The 14,181-nt window shown below is 48.3% G+C and carries 16 protein-coding genes; 14 read left to right on the top strand and 2 right to left on the bottom strand.

The features are described from left to right. The first annotated feature begins 116 nt into the window (after positions 1 to 116). The 5 genes from AZ602_RS08515 to pnp all read left to right on the top strand — a co-directional run bounded on the left by AZ602_RS08515 (position 117) and on the right by pnp (position 5,003). Positions 117 to 524 (top strand): ribosome-binding factor A, encoded by a 408-nt coding sequence (locus AZ602_RS08515; RefSeq protein WP_078254069.1) that lies wholly within the window; start codon positions 117 to 119, stop codon positions 522 to 524. 3 nt (positions 525 to 527) lie between these two features. After that, a complete protein-coding gene (gene truB / locus AZ602_RS08510) occupies positions 528 to 1,448 on the top strand; it encodes a tRNA pseudouridine(55) synthase TruB (protein ID WP_103034538.1) in 921 nt (306 codons plus the stop codon). A gap of 183 nt (positions 1,449 to 1,631) precedes the next feature. Further along, on the top strand, positions 1,632 to 2,264 hold the full coding sequence (locus tag AZ602_RS08505) for an opacity family porin (protein ID WP_103034537.1): 633 nt from the start codon (positions 1,632 to 1,634) through the stop codon (positions 2,262 to 2,264). Between the two features lie 182 nt (positions 2,265 to 2,446). Then, a complete protein-coding gene (gene rpsO, locus AZ602_RS08500) occupies positions 2,447 to 2,713 on the top strand; it encodes a 30S ribosomal protein S15 (RefSeq protein WP_078317272.1) in 267 nt (88 codons plus the stop codon). A 196-nt stretch (positions 2,714 to 2,909) separates the two neighbouring features. Beyond that, complete coding sequence (pnp, locus tag AZ602_RS08495; RefSeq protein ID WP_103034536.1) at positions 2,910 to 5,003, top strand: polyribonucleotide nucleotidyltransferase; 2,094 nt, start codon at positions 2,910 to 2,912, stop codon at positions 5,001 to 5,003. An 81-nt stretch (positions 5,004 to 5,084) separates the two neighbouring features. Here pnp and rlmH read toward each other — a convergent pair whose 3' ends face one another. After that, positions 5,085 to 5,567, bottom strand: coding sequence for a 23S rRNA (pseudouridine(1915)-N(3))-methyltransferase RlmH (gene rlmH / locus AZ602_RS08490; RefSeq protein WP_103034535.1), 483 nt, complete (start codon positions 5,565 to 5,567; stop codon positions 5,085 to 5,087). Positions 5,568 to 5,760: 193 nt separating this feature from the next. Here rlmH and AZ602_RS08485 point away from each other — a divergent pair, with 193 nt between their 5' ends. The 9 genes from AZ602_RS08485 to AZ602_RS08445 all read left to right on the top strand — a co-directional run bounded on the left by AZ602_RS08485 (position 5,761) and on the right by AZ602_RS08445 (position 14,004). Further along, the gene (locus AZ602_RS08485) at positions 5,761 to 6,216 is read left to right on the top strand and encodes an RDD family protein (protein WP_103034534.1); all 456 of its coding nucleotides are present in this window, start codon (positions 5,761 to 5,763) and stop codon (positions 6,214 to 6,216) included. Next, entirely contained in the window at positions 6,216 to 6,626 is a 411-nt protein-coding gene (locus tag AZ602_RS08480; protein ID WP_103034533.1) for a YraN family protein, read from the top strand. Before AZ602_RS08485 ends, AZ602_RS08480 begins: the two co-directional genes overlap by 1 nt. A 44-nt stretch (positions 6,627 to 6,670) precedes the next feature. Beyond that, positions 6,671 to 7,420 (top strand): BON domain-containing protein, encoded by a 750-nt coding sequence (locus tag AZ602_RS08475; protein ID WP_103034532.1) that lies wholly within the window; start codon positions 6,671 to 6,673, stop codon positions 7,418 to 7,420. 167 nt (positions 7,421 to 7,587) lie between these two features. Beyond that, positions 7,588 to 7,830: a BolA family protein gene (locus AZ602_RS08470; RefSeq protein ID WP_103034531.1), complete on the top strand. Its 243-nt coding sequence runs from the start codon at positions 7,588 to 7,590 to the stop codon at positions 7,828 to 7,830. Positions 7,831 to 7,851: 21 nt separating this feature from the next. Beyond that, on the top strand, positions 7,852 to 9,114 hold the full coding sequence (gene murA / locus AZ602_RS08465) for a UDP-N-acetylglucosamine 1-carboxyvinyltransferase (RefSeq protein WP_103034530.1): 1,263 nt from the start codon (positions 7,852 to 7,854) through the stop codon (positions 9,112 to 9,114). A gap of 87 nt (positions 9,115 to 9,201) precedes the next feature. Next, on the top strand, positions 9,202 to 9,864 hold the full coding sequence (gene hisG, locus AZ602_RS08460; protein ID WP_103034529.1) for an ATP phosphoribosyltransferase: 663 nt from the start codon (positions 9,202 to 9,204) through the stop codon (positions 9,862 to 9,864). 27 nt (positions 9,865 to 9,891) lie between these two features. After that, a complete protein-coding gene (hisD, locus tag AZ602_RS08455; protein ID WP_103034528.1) occupies positions 9,892 to 11,193 on the top strand; it encodes a histidinol dehydrogenase in 1,302 nt (433 codons plus the stop codon). Between the two features lie 39 nt (positions 11,194 to 11,232). After that, entirely contained in the window at positions 11,233 to 12,318 is a 1,086-nt protein-coding gene (gene hisC, locus AZ602_RS08450) for a histidinol-phosphate transaminase (protein WP_103034527.1), read from the top strand. Positions 12,319 to 12,477: 159 nt separating this feature from the next. Then, positions 12,478 to 14,004, top strand: a complete 1,527-nt coding sequence (locus AZ602_RS08445) for a fumarate hydratase (RefSeq protein WP_103034526.1) — start codon at positions 12,478 to 12,480, stop codon at positions 14,002 to 14,004. Positions 14,005 to 14,103: 99 nt separating this feature from the next. Here the strand turns inward: AZ602_RS08445 and AZ602_RS08440 are convergent. Continuing rightward, the coding region (locus AZ602_RS08440; RefSeq protein ID WP_146025225.1) for an IS3 family transposase at positions 14,104 to 14,181 on the bottom strand (78 nt) is incomplete at its 5' end.

The raw sequence follows: 14,181 nt of genomic DNA, 5'->3' as shown, positions 1-14,181 counted from the left end.
GCAAATACCCCCTGATATTTAAATTAAAAAGGCAGATAATTGGTTTCATCGCCAAAATAAGCTATACTGGTCGACAAACATCAGTGTATTATTTTATTATCAAAAAGAGAGACAGTATGAGCCAACGCTTACAACGACTTGCTGATCAAATTCAGCGCACCCTTGCCACCTTGATTCGTGATGAGATTAATGATCCGCGCTTGACGGGATTTGTGACCATCTCAAGCGTCAAGGTCAGCCCTGATTTGGGCTATGCCGATGTGTATGTGACCATTCTTGAGCCACACAATGACACAGGCATGAATATCGATAGCCACCGTGAGAGCGTCGCGATTTTGAACCGTGCGTCGGGATTTTTGCGCACCGAATTATCACACACGATGAAAACTCGCACCACGCCACGCCTAAGATTTCATTATGATGAGGTGACAGCACATGGCAATCACATGATGGATTTGGTCAATCAAGCAATGAAAAAGACGCACGAGAGCGAAAAGCATTATGACGATGAGACGGCAGAGTGAGCGATGACCAAAACCGTCATTTCAGGCATTTTACTACTGGATAAATCACAAGGCATCAGCTCGCATTCGGCATTGGCAAAAGCCAAATTTTTGTTCAAATCAGATAGCCAAGATTCTAAAAAAGCAGGACATACAGGCACGCTTGATCCGATGGCAACAGGGCTGTTGCCTTTGGTGTTTGGCGAAGCGACCAAATTTGCCCAATATGGACTCGATGCGGATAAGGGCTATACGGCGACCATTCGCCTAGGTGTGGCGACTGATTCGGGCGATGCTGATGGGCAAATGATTGATACCAAAGCTGTGCCAAGCTTTGATCAAGCGATGCTTGATGCCATCGCAGATAACATGACTGGGGTGCAAAGCCAAATCCCACCAATGTATTCAGCACTCAAAAAAGACGGCAAAAAACTTTATGAATATGCCCGAGACGGCATTGAGATTGAGCGTGCGCCACGAGCCATCACCATTCATGCGATGAGCCTAACCAAAATCAGTGATGATACTGTGCAGCTTGATGTCACTTGCTCAAAAGGCACTTATGTGCGTGTGCTGGGCGAAGACATCGCCAAACAGCTTGGCACAGTTGGGCATCTGACACGGCTACATCGCACGATGACGGGCGGTTTTGGTATTGAGGATGCCATCACGATCGATGCGCTTGAAACACTGCCGATGAGCGAGCGACTTGGCAGACTACTACCAATCGATGCCATGCTGACACATCTGCCGACTTTGGCGGTGAGTGATGATGAAGCATCACGGCTAAAGCTTGGTCAACGGCTCAATGTCAAAGACCGAGTGATGGCATTGCCTGCCTTTGATGAGACTTGCTTGGTGCGTCTGTATCATTGCGCTGACTTTATCGGGCTTGGTGAAGTGGCGGTGACAGGTAGGCTGCAGCCGAAGAAACTTGTGGCTTAGCTTTATCCAATCCATACAGACCCATCGAATCTTTTTCGGTGGGTTTATTTGTACAATTTCCCAGCAAATGTTACAAAATTTTTCAAGAAACCCATCAAATGCCACCGTCAAGCGCTTGCCAGTGATACACTTTAGTCGTACAATGAAACACATCAGCAACCCCTGCAATAACAAGGTGATAAAATGAAAAAACTTTCTGTACTAGCTTTGGCGATGATGACAGCGACCGCAGCGAACGCATCGATTTATGATACCCCTGCCAATCAAGGTCAATGGTACTGGCAAGCGGACATCGGCTATTCAGAGCTGGACTTTGATTTTGGCGATACCAATCGCACCGAAGATGGTGTCGGCGCTCGTATTAGCATCGGTAAGGACAAAGGCAGCTATCGCTATGCTTATGATTACAGCTATTTTGGTAATGCCGAAGATAACTACTACTATCGTGATGGCACGGCCTATATCCATGATGAGTACAATGTCTATGCGCACTCAATCGGTGCCAGCGCCTTTTATGACTTTAAGAACACAAGCAAGCTAACCCCTTATGTTGGCGCCCGTGTCGGTGTCAATTTCCTAAGTGATGATCTGCGCCGCTGTGTGTCATTATACGGCTATGGCGGTGAATTTTGTGGCTATAGCGAAGATACCAACACCGACACTCGTGTCGGCATCGGCGGCATCGTGGGTGTCAGCTATCAAGCAACGCCTGCGGTTGCGGTCAATGTCAGCGGCGAATACAACTATCTGGGCAAAGTTGGCGATACCAAAATCGACCAAACTGGTGCCAATATCGGCGTGCGTATGAATTTTTAATTGGTTGTCCAAGCTTTAAACCCATCAATTCGTTGATGGGTTTTTTGCCAAAAATAACAAAATCAGCTGACATCAGCTTAAAAATCTGTTATAATCTGCGTTTAAGTGCCATTAGGCTTAGGCAGGCTTTAGCAATGCAATGCTTGCCCGAATCTCACCGCATTGCTTATTAGGAAATTGTTATGCTAACGAATCAAGATCGTATCGACATCATCGCTAAATACAAGCGCGCTGAAAATGACACTGGTAGCCCAGAAGTGCAAGTTGCACTACTAACTGCTCGCATCAACGACCTACAAGACCACTTCAAAACTCACAAAGCTGACCATCACAGCCGTCGTGGTCTAATCCGTATGGTTAACCAACGCCGTAAGCTACTTGACTACCTAAAAGGTAAAGACCTTAATCGCTATACCGACCTAATCGGTTCACTAGGTCTGCGTCGTTAATTCGCCCGATGGCGACAGGTAAGTCCTGTTTACGATAATAAAAACGGCGTGCTTTTTGCGTGCCGTTTTTTCGTTAATTTTCAGCAAAATTTGGCAAGTATTTAGAACTCTAAGGCATGGCACAAGTTGGCTTTCCAATCGGTGTAATGGCTTAGGGCTTTAGATATTGCCAAAGTTCATTAATTAGGAAAAGTTTATGTTTAATACCATTCGTCAAGAATTCCAATATGGCAACCAACAAGTTGTCCTAGAAACTGGCCGTATCGCACGCCAAGCCAATTCAGTGCTTGTGCATATGGGCGGCGTGTCTGTACTGGTTGCTGTGGTGGTTCGCCCAGAAGCTGTTGCTGGTCAAAATTTCTTCCCATTGACCGTCAATTATCAAGAAAAAATGTACGCATCGGGCAAAATCCCAGGTGGCTATGGCAAGCGTGAAGGCCGTGCCAGCGAGTTTGAGACGCTGACATCTCGTTTGATCGACCGTCCAATCCGCCCACTATTCCCAGAAGGCTACTACAACGAAATCCAAATCACCGCCACCACCATCTCGTCAGACAAGACCCAAGATGCAGATATCGCAGCGATGATTGGTGCATCAGCGGCATTGGCAATTTCACCTGCGCCATTTAATGGCCCAATCGGTGCCGCTCGTGTCGGCTTTATCAATGGTGAATATGTCCTAAACCCAAATCTGGCTCAGATGAAGCAAAGCGATCTTGATTTGGTTGTTGCTGGTACCAAATCGGCCGTTTTGATGGTTGAATCTGAAGCGCGTGAACTGTCAGAAGATCAAATGCTGGGCGCAGTACTGTATGGCCATGCACAACAACAAATCGTGATTGATAACATCAATGCCTTTGCTGCAGCTGTTGGCAATGCCAAGCAAGAGTTTGTCGCCCCTGCGATCAACGAAGAATTAAACAATGCCCTAAAAGCAGGCTTTACTGATAAAGTGAGCGAAGCTTATACCATCACCGTCAAGCAAGATCGCTATGCTCGCCTAGACGAAATCAAAAACGAAGCCATCGAAGCATTGGCAGGTGACGCTGAGAGCGAAGGTTATGCTGAGCGTGTTGATGACATCAAAGCATTGTTCGAAGAGCTAAAATACCGCACCGTGCGTGACAACATTCTATCAGGCAAACCGCGTATCGACGGCCGTGACCTTGAGACTGTGCGTGCATTGGATATCCAAGTGGGCGTGTTGCCTTATACACACGGCTCAGCACTGTTCACCCGTGGTGAGACCCAGGCTTTGGTCGTGACCACGCTGGGTACCAGCCGTGATGTAAACTTGGTAGATACTTTGGCAGGCACCAAGCAAGACCACTTCATGCTACACTACAACTTCCCACATTTCTCAGTGGGTGAGACAGGTCGTGAAGGCGCACCAAAACGCCGTGAGATTGGTCATGGTCGCCTAGCTCGCCGTGGTGTCCAAGCCATGCTACCAGCCGCTGATCGCTTCCCTTACACCATCCGTGTGGTATCAGAAATCACCGAATCAAACGGTTCATCATCAATGGCATCTGTGTGTGGTGCATCACTATCATTGATGGATGCAGGCGTACCGCTAAAAGCACCTGTGGCAGGTATTGCGATGGGTCTGGTCAAAGAAGGCGAGCGTTTTGCCGTACTATCAGACATCCTAGGTGATGAAGATCATCTTGGTGATATGGACTTTAAAGTGGCAGGTACGACCGAAGGTATCACAGCGCTTCAGATGGATATCAAAATCGAAGGCATCACTGCTGACATCATGGAGCAAGCGCTCAAGCAAGCACACGCTGGCCGTATCCATATCCTAAAAGCGATGAATGAAGTGATCTCATCAAGTCGTACCGAGATCAATGCACACGCACCAAACTATGCAACCATCAACATCAACCCAGAAAAAATCCGTGATGTGATTGGTAAAGGTGGTGCGACCATCCGCCAGTTGACCGAAGACACGGGTGCGACCATCGACATCGAAGATAACGGCACCATCCGCATCTTTGGTATGGATAAGGCATCGACTCGTGCTGCCATCGCCCAAATCGAAGCCATCACCGCTGAAGTTGAAGTCGGTACGACCTATGAAGGCACTGTGGCTCGCATCGTTGATTTTGGTGCATTTGTGACCATCCTACCAGGTACTGACGGTTTGGTACACATCAGCCAAATCTCTGATGAGCGTGTTGAGAATGTCGCTGACTACCTAAAAGAGGGTCAAGTGGTCAAAGTCCAAGTCCAAGACATCGACAACCGTGGCCGTATCAAGCTGACCATGAAAGGCATTGAGCAATAATTCTTTGCTAATCTTAATCAAAAAAACCGCTTTATCGTCGTGATAAAGCGGTTTTTATTGACTTGGTGTTTATAAAACCAATCAACCGCCCCGATGATAAGGGTGGTTATTGATAATACTCATCGCACGGTACAGCTGCTCCATCAAAATCACCCGCACCAAAGGATGTGGCAGAGTCAGATCAGACATCGACCACTTAAAATCCGCCGCTTGTAGCACATCATCAGCGACACCGTCAGCACCACCAATGACCAAGGCAATATCGGCACCATCTTGCATGGCAACAGAGAGCTTATCGGCAAGCTTTTCGGTGGAGAGCATTTTGCCTTTGACTTCCAAGAGCCATAGTAGTTCTTTGGGCTGCTTGGCGTTTAAGATGGTGGCAGCTTCCACCGCTTTGTATTTTTCAATCTCGGCAGGCGATGGGTTTTTGCTGCGTTTGGCAGGTGGCAGTTCAACAAGTTCAACGCTCATCATCGGCTGAATGCGTTTGAAGTACTCTTCAAAGCCAGTCTGCACCCAGTTTGGCATCTTATGCCCGACACTTAAAATTCGTAATTTCATCATCAATTTCCCAAAAATTTGCCAACAGTTTACCCAATTTTCCCCAAAAATTCACCGAAAAAATCATCAATCTATGGCGAAAATGACAAAACTTTGTTATGCTACAATGTGAGCATTGCTGCATGGATGCCATGAGTGATGGGCTGGTGCAGCTGTAAGTAATGCCTGTAATATAATCAATGAGGATAAAAAAATGACACACGATCCTCGCTTGGATGATAGCGAATATGTGTATGCCGGATTTTGGGTGCGACTGGGTGCGTATGTTGTCGATTCTTTGATCGCCATGGTACTGCTCGCGCCGTTTTATTATTTTGAATATCAGCGCTGGGCGGATGTGCCGATTGAGCAGATGCCTACTTATACCGTGACTGATTTTGTGCTGACTGTGGTCATTGTGCTATTGGTGGTTTGGCTTTGGGTCAAAAAGGGTGCTACCCCTGGCAAGATGCTGTTTGGTTTACAGATTCGCGATCTTAAGACGGGTCAGTTTATCAGTACTCCAAAGGCCTTACTGCGTTATTTGGTGGGCTACACCATCTCGGCCTTGGTGCTGTGTCTGGGCTTTATTTGGATCGCTTTTGATAAGCGCAAACAAGGCTGGCATGATAAGATCGCTGGCACAGTGGTGGTCAAGCGTATCCGCTGATGGTGCAGTCTGCCAAGAGTGCCAAAACTGCCAAGCGACGGCAGGGCGATGCTTTTGAGCGTCAAGCGGTTGAGGTATTGCTTGAGCAGGGCTACCAGATTGTGGCGACCAATTATACAGCACCCAAGCTTGGCGAGATTGATATTATCGCCACTTGCCAAGTGCTTGAGCGTGGTGTGCTTGTGCCATGCGTGGTGTTCGCCGAGGTGCGTAGTCGCAAGGCGTCGGATTTTGGCACTGCGATTGATAGTATTACCCCTGCCAAGCAAGCCAAAATCTATCGTACTGCTGAGCATTTTTTGGCGAAGCATGAGAGTTATGCCAAGATGGCGACGCGCTTTGATGTGATTGCCTTTGATATCCATCAAGATGGCACAGTCACGCAAGATTGGCTGATATCAGCGTTTTGATTTAGTTTTAAAGTTTATAGTCTTTGATAAATGGGAAAGTTGTTATGAAAAAAGTATTTGCCGTATCGATGATTGCTGTGATGAGCATGGGTTTGGCTGCATGTGCCACCAGCGGTGCTGACAGCGTCGGCGCTGATGCGATGGGTCGCACGATCCCTGAGCGCATCAGTGACAGCAGCATTGAGCTGACTGCACGCCGCAACCTTGCCACCATCCCTGGCATCAGCGAGAATAATGTACGCATCGCCATCGACAGCTATCGTCGCGAGGTGCTGTTGACTGGTGAAGTGCCATCTGAACAAATCAAAGTCGAGATCGGCCGCACCATCGAATCGATGAAAGATGTCAATAAGGTATTTAATTACCTGATCGTCACCGAGACCCCAAAAAGCCAAAGCCATACGGTGCACGAAAACTATCTGCGCTCAAAAATCAATGCGCGCCTACTCACCAATCGCGACATCAAATCCTCACAATACAAAGTCATCGTCCGCGACCGCACCGCCTATGTGATGGGCTATCTGACCCCAGAGCAGCAGACTTATATCTTAGATGCCATCCAAGCCACACCAGGCATGGCGATGGCAGTGACATTGACGACTTTGGTCAGCGACAGTGAGGCGGCAGCGCTACCTGAAGCAGTGGACAGTGCTGTCCCTAGCGACCCATACGGTGGCGTGGCTTCGCAGCCAGATGTGGCCGAGGGCGACTATGCGCTGCAAGAAATCTATCTGCCTGAGGCGAACAATGCTGCACCGCTAAATAGCGCGCCTGTATTTGAGGTGGCTCAGTAAATTTGGGCAGACGGCACTGGCGTTCGTTTGTCAATGTCGTCTAACATCCTAGAAAAGCCGATACAAATTGCTGCCATTTTGGCGACATTTTGATGATACATTTTGCTATAATAACAGACCGATAATTTTTAGCGATCTAAGGTCGCGACACTGATGAGAATAAATACATGAATGCACAAGCCTTAATCGAGCTACTTCGCCCACACTTTGCTGATGCACATATCGATGCGGTCAATGAAGGCAATAAATTTGAGCTACTTATCGTGGATAATGCCTTTGAAGGCAAGCGATTGGTGGCTCGTCAGCAGATGATTTTTGCTTTGGTCAATGAACATATCCAAAGCGGTGCGATGCACGCCTTGACCATCCATGCATTGACTCCTGCTGAGTATGATGCCCGTAAAGCTTAATTGATTGATAAGAGAAATTCTATGGATAAATTTAAAATCACAGGCAAAAGCCGTATCGCAGGTGAAGTTGCTATTTCTGGCTCAAAAAATGCCGCCTTGCCACTATTGGCAGCGATGCTATTGCCAAATGATGAAACCGTACTGCACAATGTACCAACGCTCAAAGACACCGAAACTTTGGTGAAACTGATTGCAGGTACAGGCGTCAACATCAAAAAAGAAGGCAATACCGTCTTGGCTGATGCTCGCACGGTGACTGACTATTATGCACCGTATGAGCTTGTGCGTACGATGCGTGCATCGATTTTGGTGCTTGGCCCATTGCTTGCGCGCTTTGGTGAAGCTGAAGTGTCTCTACCGGGCGGCTGCTCGATTGGCTCTCGCCCTGTGGATCAGCACCTAAAAGCCTTTGAAGCGCTAGGCGCGACCATCACGGTTGAGAACGGCTATGTCAAAGCCAAAGCCCCTGCAGGTGGCCGTCTGATTGGCTGTGATTTCAGCTTTGATATGGTGACAGTTGGCGGTACTGAGAATGTCATCATGGCAGCGGCACTTGCTCGTGGCACCACTCGCCTAGAAAATTGTGCAACAGAGCCCGAAGTGGTGGATCTTGCCAATATGCTGGTGGCGATGGGTGCGAAGATCAGCGGTATCGGCACGACGACGATGATCATCGAGGGCGTGGATAGTCTGCATGGCTGTGAGTACAGCGTCATCGCTGACCGTATCGAGACAGGCTCATACCTAGCTGGTGCATTGATGAGCGAGGGTGATGTACTGACCAAGAATACATCGGCAGAATTTTTGCACCCAGTGCTCAAGAAATTTGAAGCGATGGGCGCAGTCATCACGACAGGTGATGACTGGATTCGTGCGGTAATGAAAGGCCGCCCAAAGGCGGTGGATATCCGCACTCAAGTACACCCTGGCTTCCCAACGGATATGCAAGCACAGCTGATGGCGGTATGCTGTCTGGCTGAAGGCACGAGCACCATCATTGAAAATATCTTTGAAAATCGCTTTATGCACGTGCCTGAACTACAACGCATGGGTGCCAAAATCCGTGTTGATGGCCATACTGCCATCGTCGAAGGCGTTGAGAAATTCACCCCTGCCCCTGTGATGGCAACCGACTTGCGTGCATCGATGTCGCTTGTGATGGCGGCGGCGTGTGCTGAGGGCGAGAGCATCATTGACCGCATCTACCACATTGACCGCGGCTATGATGATGTGGAGAATAAGCTAAAAGCCTTAGGCGTCAATATCGAACGTATCAAAGGCTAATATTGCGACGCGCCAAGATGATTTGGTGCGTTTTTTCATTATAATGTATAGACAATTATTAAACATTGACACACTGAGAAATTTGTCATGGCTGATCCAATCCAAACCGCTGATTTTGATGGCTTGACCATTGCTTTATCCAAGGGTCGTATCCTAAACGAAACCTTGCCATTGTTTGCCAAAGCTGGCATTGCACCGCTTGAAGATATGGAAAAATCTCGTAAGCTGATTTTTGAGACCACTGATCCATCGGTGCGTTTTTTGATTTTAAGGGCTTCAGATGTGCCGACTTATGTTGAGCATGGGGCGGCTGATATCGGTGTGGCAGGCAAAGATGTGCTGATGGAGTATGATGCACAGGTGTATGAGCTACTTGATCTTGACATCGCCAAGTGCCGTCTGATGACTGCAGGGATTTTGGGTAAGGCGTTACCAAATCGCCGCCTACGTATCGCCACCAAGTATGTCAATGTCGCACGCGCGTATTTTGCCAGCCGTGGTGAGCAGGTGGATATCATTAAGCTGTATGGCTCGATGGAGCTGGCACCTTTGGTGGGTCTGGGCGATTTGATTGTCGATGTGGTGGATACGGGCAATACTTTGCGTGCCAATGGGCTTGAGCCACTTGAGACCATTTGCCAAGTGTCATCACGCCTGATTGCCAATCCAGTTAGCCATAAGCGAAAACTTGCTAGACTTGAGCCGATTTTACAGATTCTACAAACTGCCGTGAAACAAAACCAATCATAAAGGCAGTCTGATTCATAAGGATAAACGATGAAAAAACTAGATTCAACCAGTGCTGATTTCCAAGATAAATTGGCCGATTTGCTTGCTTTTGAGACGGTGACCGATGCCAATCTGATCACCACCGTTGATGCCATCATCGCTGATGTGCGTGCTCGTGGCGATGTCGCAGTGCTTGAGCTGACCCAAAAATTTGACCGCCATCCTGCTCAGAGCATCGATGAGCTATTCATCAGTCAAGATGCACTAAAGGCGGCATTTGATGCACTTGCCCAAGAGGTGCGTACAGCACTTCAGCTGTCTGCTGAGCGTATTTTTGCTTTTCATCAGCATCAAGTCCAAGACGGTTTTCGCTTTAGTGACAGTCTGGGCAATATGCTTGGCCAAAAAATCACCCCGCTTGACAGTGTCGGGATTTATGTCCCTGGTGGCTTGGCAAGCTATCCATCATCGGTGTTGATGAATGCCATTCCTGCCAAGGTCGCAGGCGTGGCGAATATCACGATGGTTGTCCCAGCACCAGATGGACAGCTCAATCCACTGGTTTTGGCAGCGGCTCACTTGGCAGGCGTGGATACGGTGATTACCATCGGTGGGGCGCAGGCGGTGGCAGCACTTGCTTATGGCACGACATCGATTGCCAAGGTGGATAAAATCACAGGGCCGGGGAACAAATTTGTCGCCGCTGCCAAGCGAGCGGTATTTGGACAAGTGGGCATCGATATGATCGCAGGGCCGTCAGAGGTACTGGTCTATGCTGAGGGCGAGGCAGCGGATAATGCGGAGTGGTTGGCGATGGATTTGTTATCCCAAGCTGAGCATGACACCGTGGCGCAGGCGATTTTTGTCACCACCAGTGCCGAGCAATTACAAGCGGTGGAAACAGCGATTGAAACGGCATTGGCACGCTTACCAAAGGCAGACATCGCAAGAGCAGCGCTAAAGAGTCGCGGTGCATTAATTTTGGTCAAAGATCGTCGCGAGGGCATGGCAGTGATCAATCAGGTCGCACCTGAGCATCTTGAGCTGTCACTGGATGATCCTGAGGCAGTGCTTGATGACATTCGCCACGCAGGTGCGATTTTTATGGGTCGTCATACCCCTGAGGCGATTGGCGATTATTGTGCAGGCAGTAACCATGTATTGCCGACATCGGGCACGGCAAGATTTTCATCACCGCTTGGCGTGTATGATTTTCAAAAGAAATCATCACTGATTTATTGTACCCAGACGGGTGCGGTACCACTTGCCAAGACCGCTGATATTTTGGCCGTCGAAGAAAATTTAGAAGCGCACGCCTTGTCAGCACGCTATCGCCATCAGGCAAACTGAGCAAGCAACAGCTTTGACCAATTAACAAAAGGAAATCCCATGACGATTGATACTCGCCTTTGGAGCGACAAGGCAAAAAGCCTGACGCCGTATGTGCCAGGGGAGCAGCCCAAGCATGATAATTTGGTGAAACTTAATACCAACGAAAACCCATTTCCACCTAGCCCAAAAGCGGTGGCGGCCATGCAAGCGGTGCTCGCTGATGAAGCGACGGCACTGCGTCTGTATCCTGAGCCTGAGTCAGATCATCTGCGTGATGCATTGGCGGATTATTATGGTCTTAGTCGCGATGAAGTTTTTGTTGGTAATGGCTCGGATGAAGTGCTGGCGCTGGTGTTTGCGTGTTTTTTCAAAAAAACTCGCCCGCTACTGATGCCTGATATCAGCTATAGCTTTTATCCTGTTTATGCCGATACCTTTGGGGTGGATGCCCAAACTGTACCGCTCAATGACAGCTTTGGCATTGATATCGATGACTACGACAAGCCATGTGATGCCATTATCCTAGCCAATCCGAATGCACCGACGGGCAAGCTACTGCTACTCGATGACATTCGCACGCTTGCCACACGCCATCCTGATGCAGTCGTGGTCATTGATGAAGCGTATATCGATTATGCTGATGATGTCAAGGCGGCATCAGCAATCGCACTGATTCGTGAATTTGATAATATCGTTGTCACCCAAACTTTCTCAAAATCTCGTGCACTGGCAGGTCTGCGAGTGGGTATGGCATTTGCCAATCCAAGCCTAATCGCAGCGTTGATGGCGATGAAAAATAGCTTTAACAGCTATCCGCTAGATCGTGTGGCGCAAGCAGGGGCAGCGGCCAGCGTGGCGGATCGTGAATATTTTGAGCGTCGTCGCACCGAGGTAATCGAGCTGCGTCATCAGCTGACAGCGGATTTGGTGGCACTTGGTTTTGATGTATTGCCATCGGCGGCGAATTTTGTTTTTGCCACTATCGCAGGTCAAGATGCTGCTGATATCGCTGCCAAACTTCGCAGCGAAGGCGTGATTGTCCGACATTTTAAGCAGGCACGTATCAAAGATTATCTGCGAATCAGTGTCGGCACTGCTGAGCAGAACGCTCGATTGATTGAAGTTTTAAAACAAATTTTATAATTTTTGAAATTTTTTCAATCATAGTAATTGACAAATATGGGTGAATTTTTATCATAAATAATGGTAGAATAAATTCATCACACTGGGTCTTGGCGGATGCCAAGATAATATCAGCCGTTTGGCGTGCTTACGCCAAATTCGCCAACAAAGGAAGTCATCATGACCGTAATTAAGCAAGAAGATTTTATTCAAAGTATTGCCGATGCGTTTCAGTTCATCAGTTATTATCATCCGACCGACTATATTGAAGCGCTGGTCGAAGCACTAGAAAAAGAAGAAAACCCGGCTGCCAAAGATGCAATGACCCAAATCTTGGTCAATAGCCGTATGTGTGCCGAAGGTCATCGTCCGATTTGCCAAGATACTGGTATCGCAACGGTATTTTTGAAAGTGGGCATGAATGTTCAGTGGGATGCGACAATGAGTGTTGCTGACATGGTAAACGAAGGTGTACGCCGTGCCTATAACCACCCTGATAATACTTTGCGTGCATCTGTACTGGCTGACCCAGCGGGCAAACGCGTGAACACCAAAGACAACACCCCTGCGGTCATTCACATGGAAATCGTCGCTGGCGATAAAGTGGAAGTGACCTGTGCGGCCAAAGGTGGCGGCTCTGAGAATAAATCAAAGCTTGCTATGCTAAACCCATCGGACAGTATCGTGGATTGGGTACTAAAAACCATCCCAACCATGGGTGCAGGCTGGTGTCCACCGGGCATTTTGGGTATTGGTATCGGCGGTACGCCTGAAAAAGCGGCACTACTTGCCAAAGAGTCGCTGATGAGCCATATTGATATCCATGAGCTACAAGCCAAAGCCAAATCAGGTGCAGAGCTAAGTACTGTCGAAGCGCTACGCCTTGAGCTGTACGAAAAAGTCAATGCGCTGGGCATCGGTGCACAGGGCTTGGGTGGTCTAACCACTGTTTTGGATGTCAAAATTCTAGACTACCCAACCCACGCTGCGTCTAAGCCGATTGCCATGATTCCAAACTGTGCAGCGACTCGCCATGTGGAGTTTGAGCTGGACGGTTCTGGTCCTGTCGAGCTGACACCGCCAAGCCTAGATGTCTATCCTGATATCACTTATAATCCTGAAAATGGCAAACGCATCAATGTTGATACCCTAACCAAAGAAGAAGTGGCGACGTGGCAGACAGGTGATGTCTTGCTGCTAAGTGGTAAGATCTACACTGGCCGTGATGCAGCGCATAAGCGCATGACCGATATGCTCAATAACGGCGAAGCGCTACCAGTGGACTTCACCAATAAGCTAATCTACTATGTCGGCCCTGTTGATCCTGTGCGTGATGAAGTGGTGGGACCTGCAGGTCCGACGACGGCAACCCGCATGGATAAATTCACTCGTCAGATGCTTGAGCAAACAGGTCTTTTGGGCATGATTGGCAAATCAGAGCGTGGCGAAGCAGCTTGCCAAGCCATCGCTGATAATAAAGCAGTCTATCTGATGGCAGTGGGCGGTTCAGCTTATCTGGTCTCAAAAGCCATCAAACAAGCCAGAGTCGTGGCATTCCCTGAGCTTGGTATGGAAGCGATTTATGAGTTTGAAGTCAAAGATATGCCAGTGACTGTCGCTGTCGATAGCAGTGGTAGCTCAGTGCACGCCACCGCACCAAAAATCTGGCAAGCCAAAATTGGCAAAATCCCAGTGACCGAAGCTTAATTGACAGGCATTGTTAGCGATATTTGCTGATAGATGACAAAACACCCAAGTTTATGTGAACCGACCCCCAATTCTTAGACACCAGTTTAAGATTAACGGTTAAGGTTTAATAAAGGACTGAGTTCTGTATTGTACAGGACTCAGTCCTTTTAATTTTACTTTTATTCTATCATGATT

The organism is Moraxella sp. RCAD0137 (assembly GCF_002894025.1).
Classification (GTDB): domain Bacteria; phylum Pseudomonadota; class Gammaproteobacteria; order Pseudomonadales; family Moraxellaceae; genus Moraxella; species Moraxella porci.
This window is presented reverse-complemented; position numbering and strand designations above follow the sequence as displayed.

What these genes read in the sequence shown, in the direction of transcription:
- AZ602_RS08470 (WP_103034531.1), top strand. Translation starts at nt 7,588, where the DNA reads ATGAATGCACAAGCCTTAATCGAGCTACTTCGCCCACACTTTGCTGAT.
- hisD (WP_103034528.1), top strand. Translation starts at nt 9,892, where the DNA reads ATGAAAAAACTAGATTCAACCAGTGCTGATTTCCAAGATAAATTGGCC.
- AZ602_RS08505 (WP_103034537.1), top strand. Translation starts at nt 1,632, where the DNA reads ATGAAAAAACTTTCTGTACTAGCTTTGGCGATGATGACAGCGACCGCA.
- AZ602_RS08480 (WP_103034533.1), top strand. Translation starts at nt 6,216, where the DNA reads ATGGTGCAGTCTGCCAAGAGTGCCAAAACTGCCAAGCGACGGCAGGGC.
- truB (WP_103034538.1), top strand. Translation starts at nt 528, where the DNA reads ATGACCAAAACCGTCATTTCAGGCATTTTACTACTGGATAAATCACAA.
- murA (WP_103034530.1), top strand. Translation starts at nt 7,852, where the DNA reads ATGGATAAATTTAAAATCACAGGCAAAAGCCGTATCGCAGGTGAAGTT.
- hisG (WP_103034529.1), top strand. Translation starts at nt 9,202, where the DNA reads ATGGCTGATCCAATCCAAACCGCTGATTTTGATGGCTTGACCATTGCT.
- AZ602_RS08445 (WP_103034526.1), top strand. Translation starts at nt 12,478, where the DNA reads ATGACCGTAATTAAGCAAGAAGATTTTATTCAAAGTATTGCCGATGCG.
- rlmH (WP_103034535.1), bottom strand. Translation starts at nt 5,567, where the DNA reads ATGAAATTACGAATTTTAAGTGTCGGGCATAAGATGCCAAACTGGGTG.
- AZ602_RS08485 (WP_103034534.1), top strand. Translation starts at nt 5,761, where the DNA reads ATGACACACGATCCTCGCTTGGATGATAGCGAATATGTGTATGCCGGA.
- AZ602_RS08515 (WP_078254069.1), top strand. Translation starts at nt 117, where the DNA reads ATGAGCCAACGCTTACAACGACTTGCTGATCAAATTCAGCGCACCCTT.
- pnp (WP_103034536.1), top strand. Translation starts at nt 2,910, where the DNA reads ATGTTTAATACCATTCGTCAAGAATTCCAATATGGCAACCAACAAGTT.
- rpsO (WP_078317272.1), top strand. Translation starts at nt 2,447, where the DNA reads ATGCTAACGAATCAAGATCGTATCGACATCATCGCTAAATACAAGCGC.
- AZ602_RS08475 (WP_103034532.1), top strand. Translation starts at nt 6,671, where the DNA reads ATGAAAAAAGTATTTGCCGTATCGATGATTGCTGTGATGAGCATGGGT.
- hisC (WP_103034527.1), top strand. Translation starts at nt 11,233, where the DNA reads ATGACGATTGATACTCGCCTTTGGAGCGACAAGGCAAAAAGCCTGACG.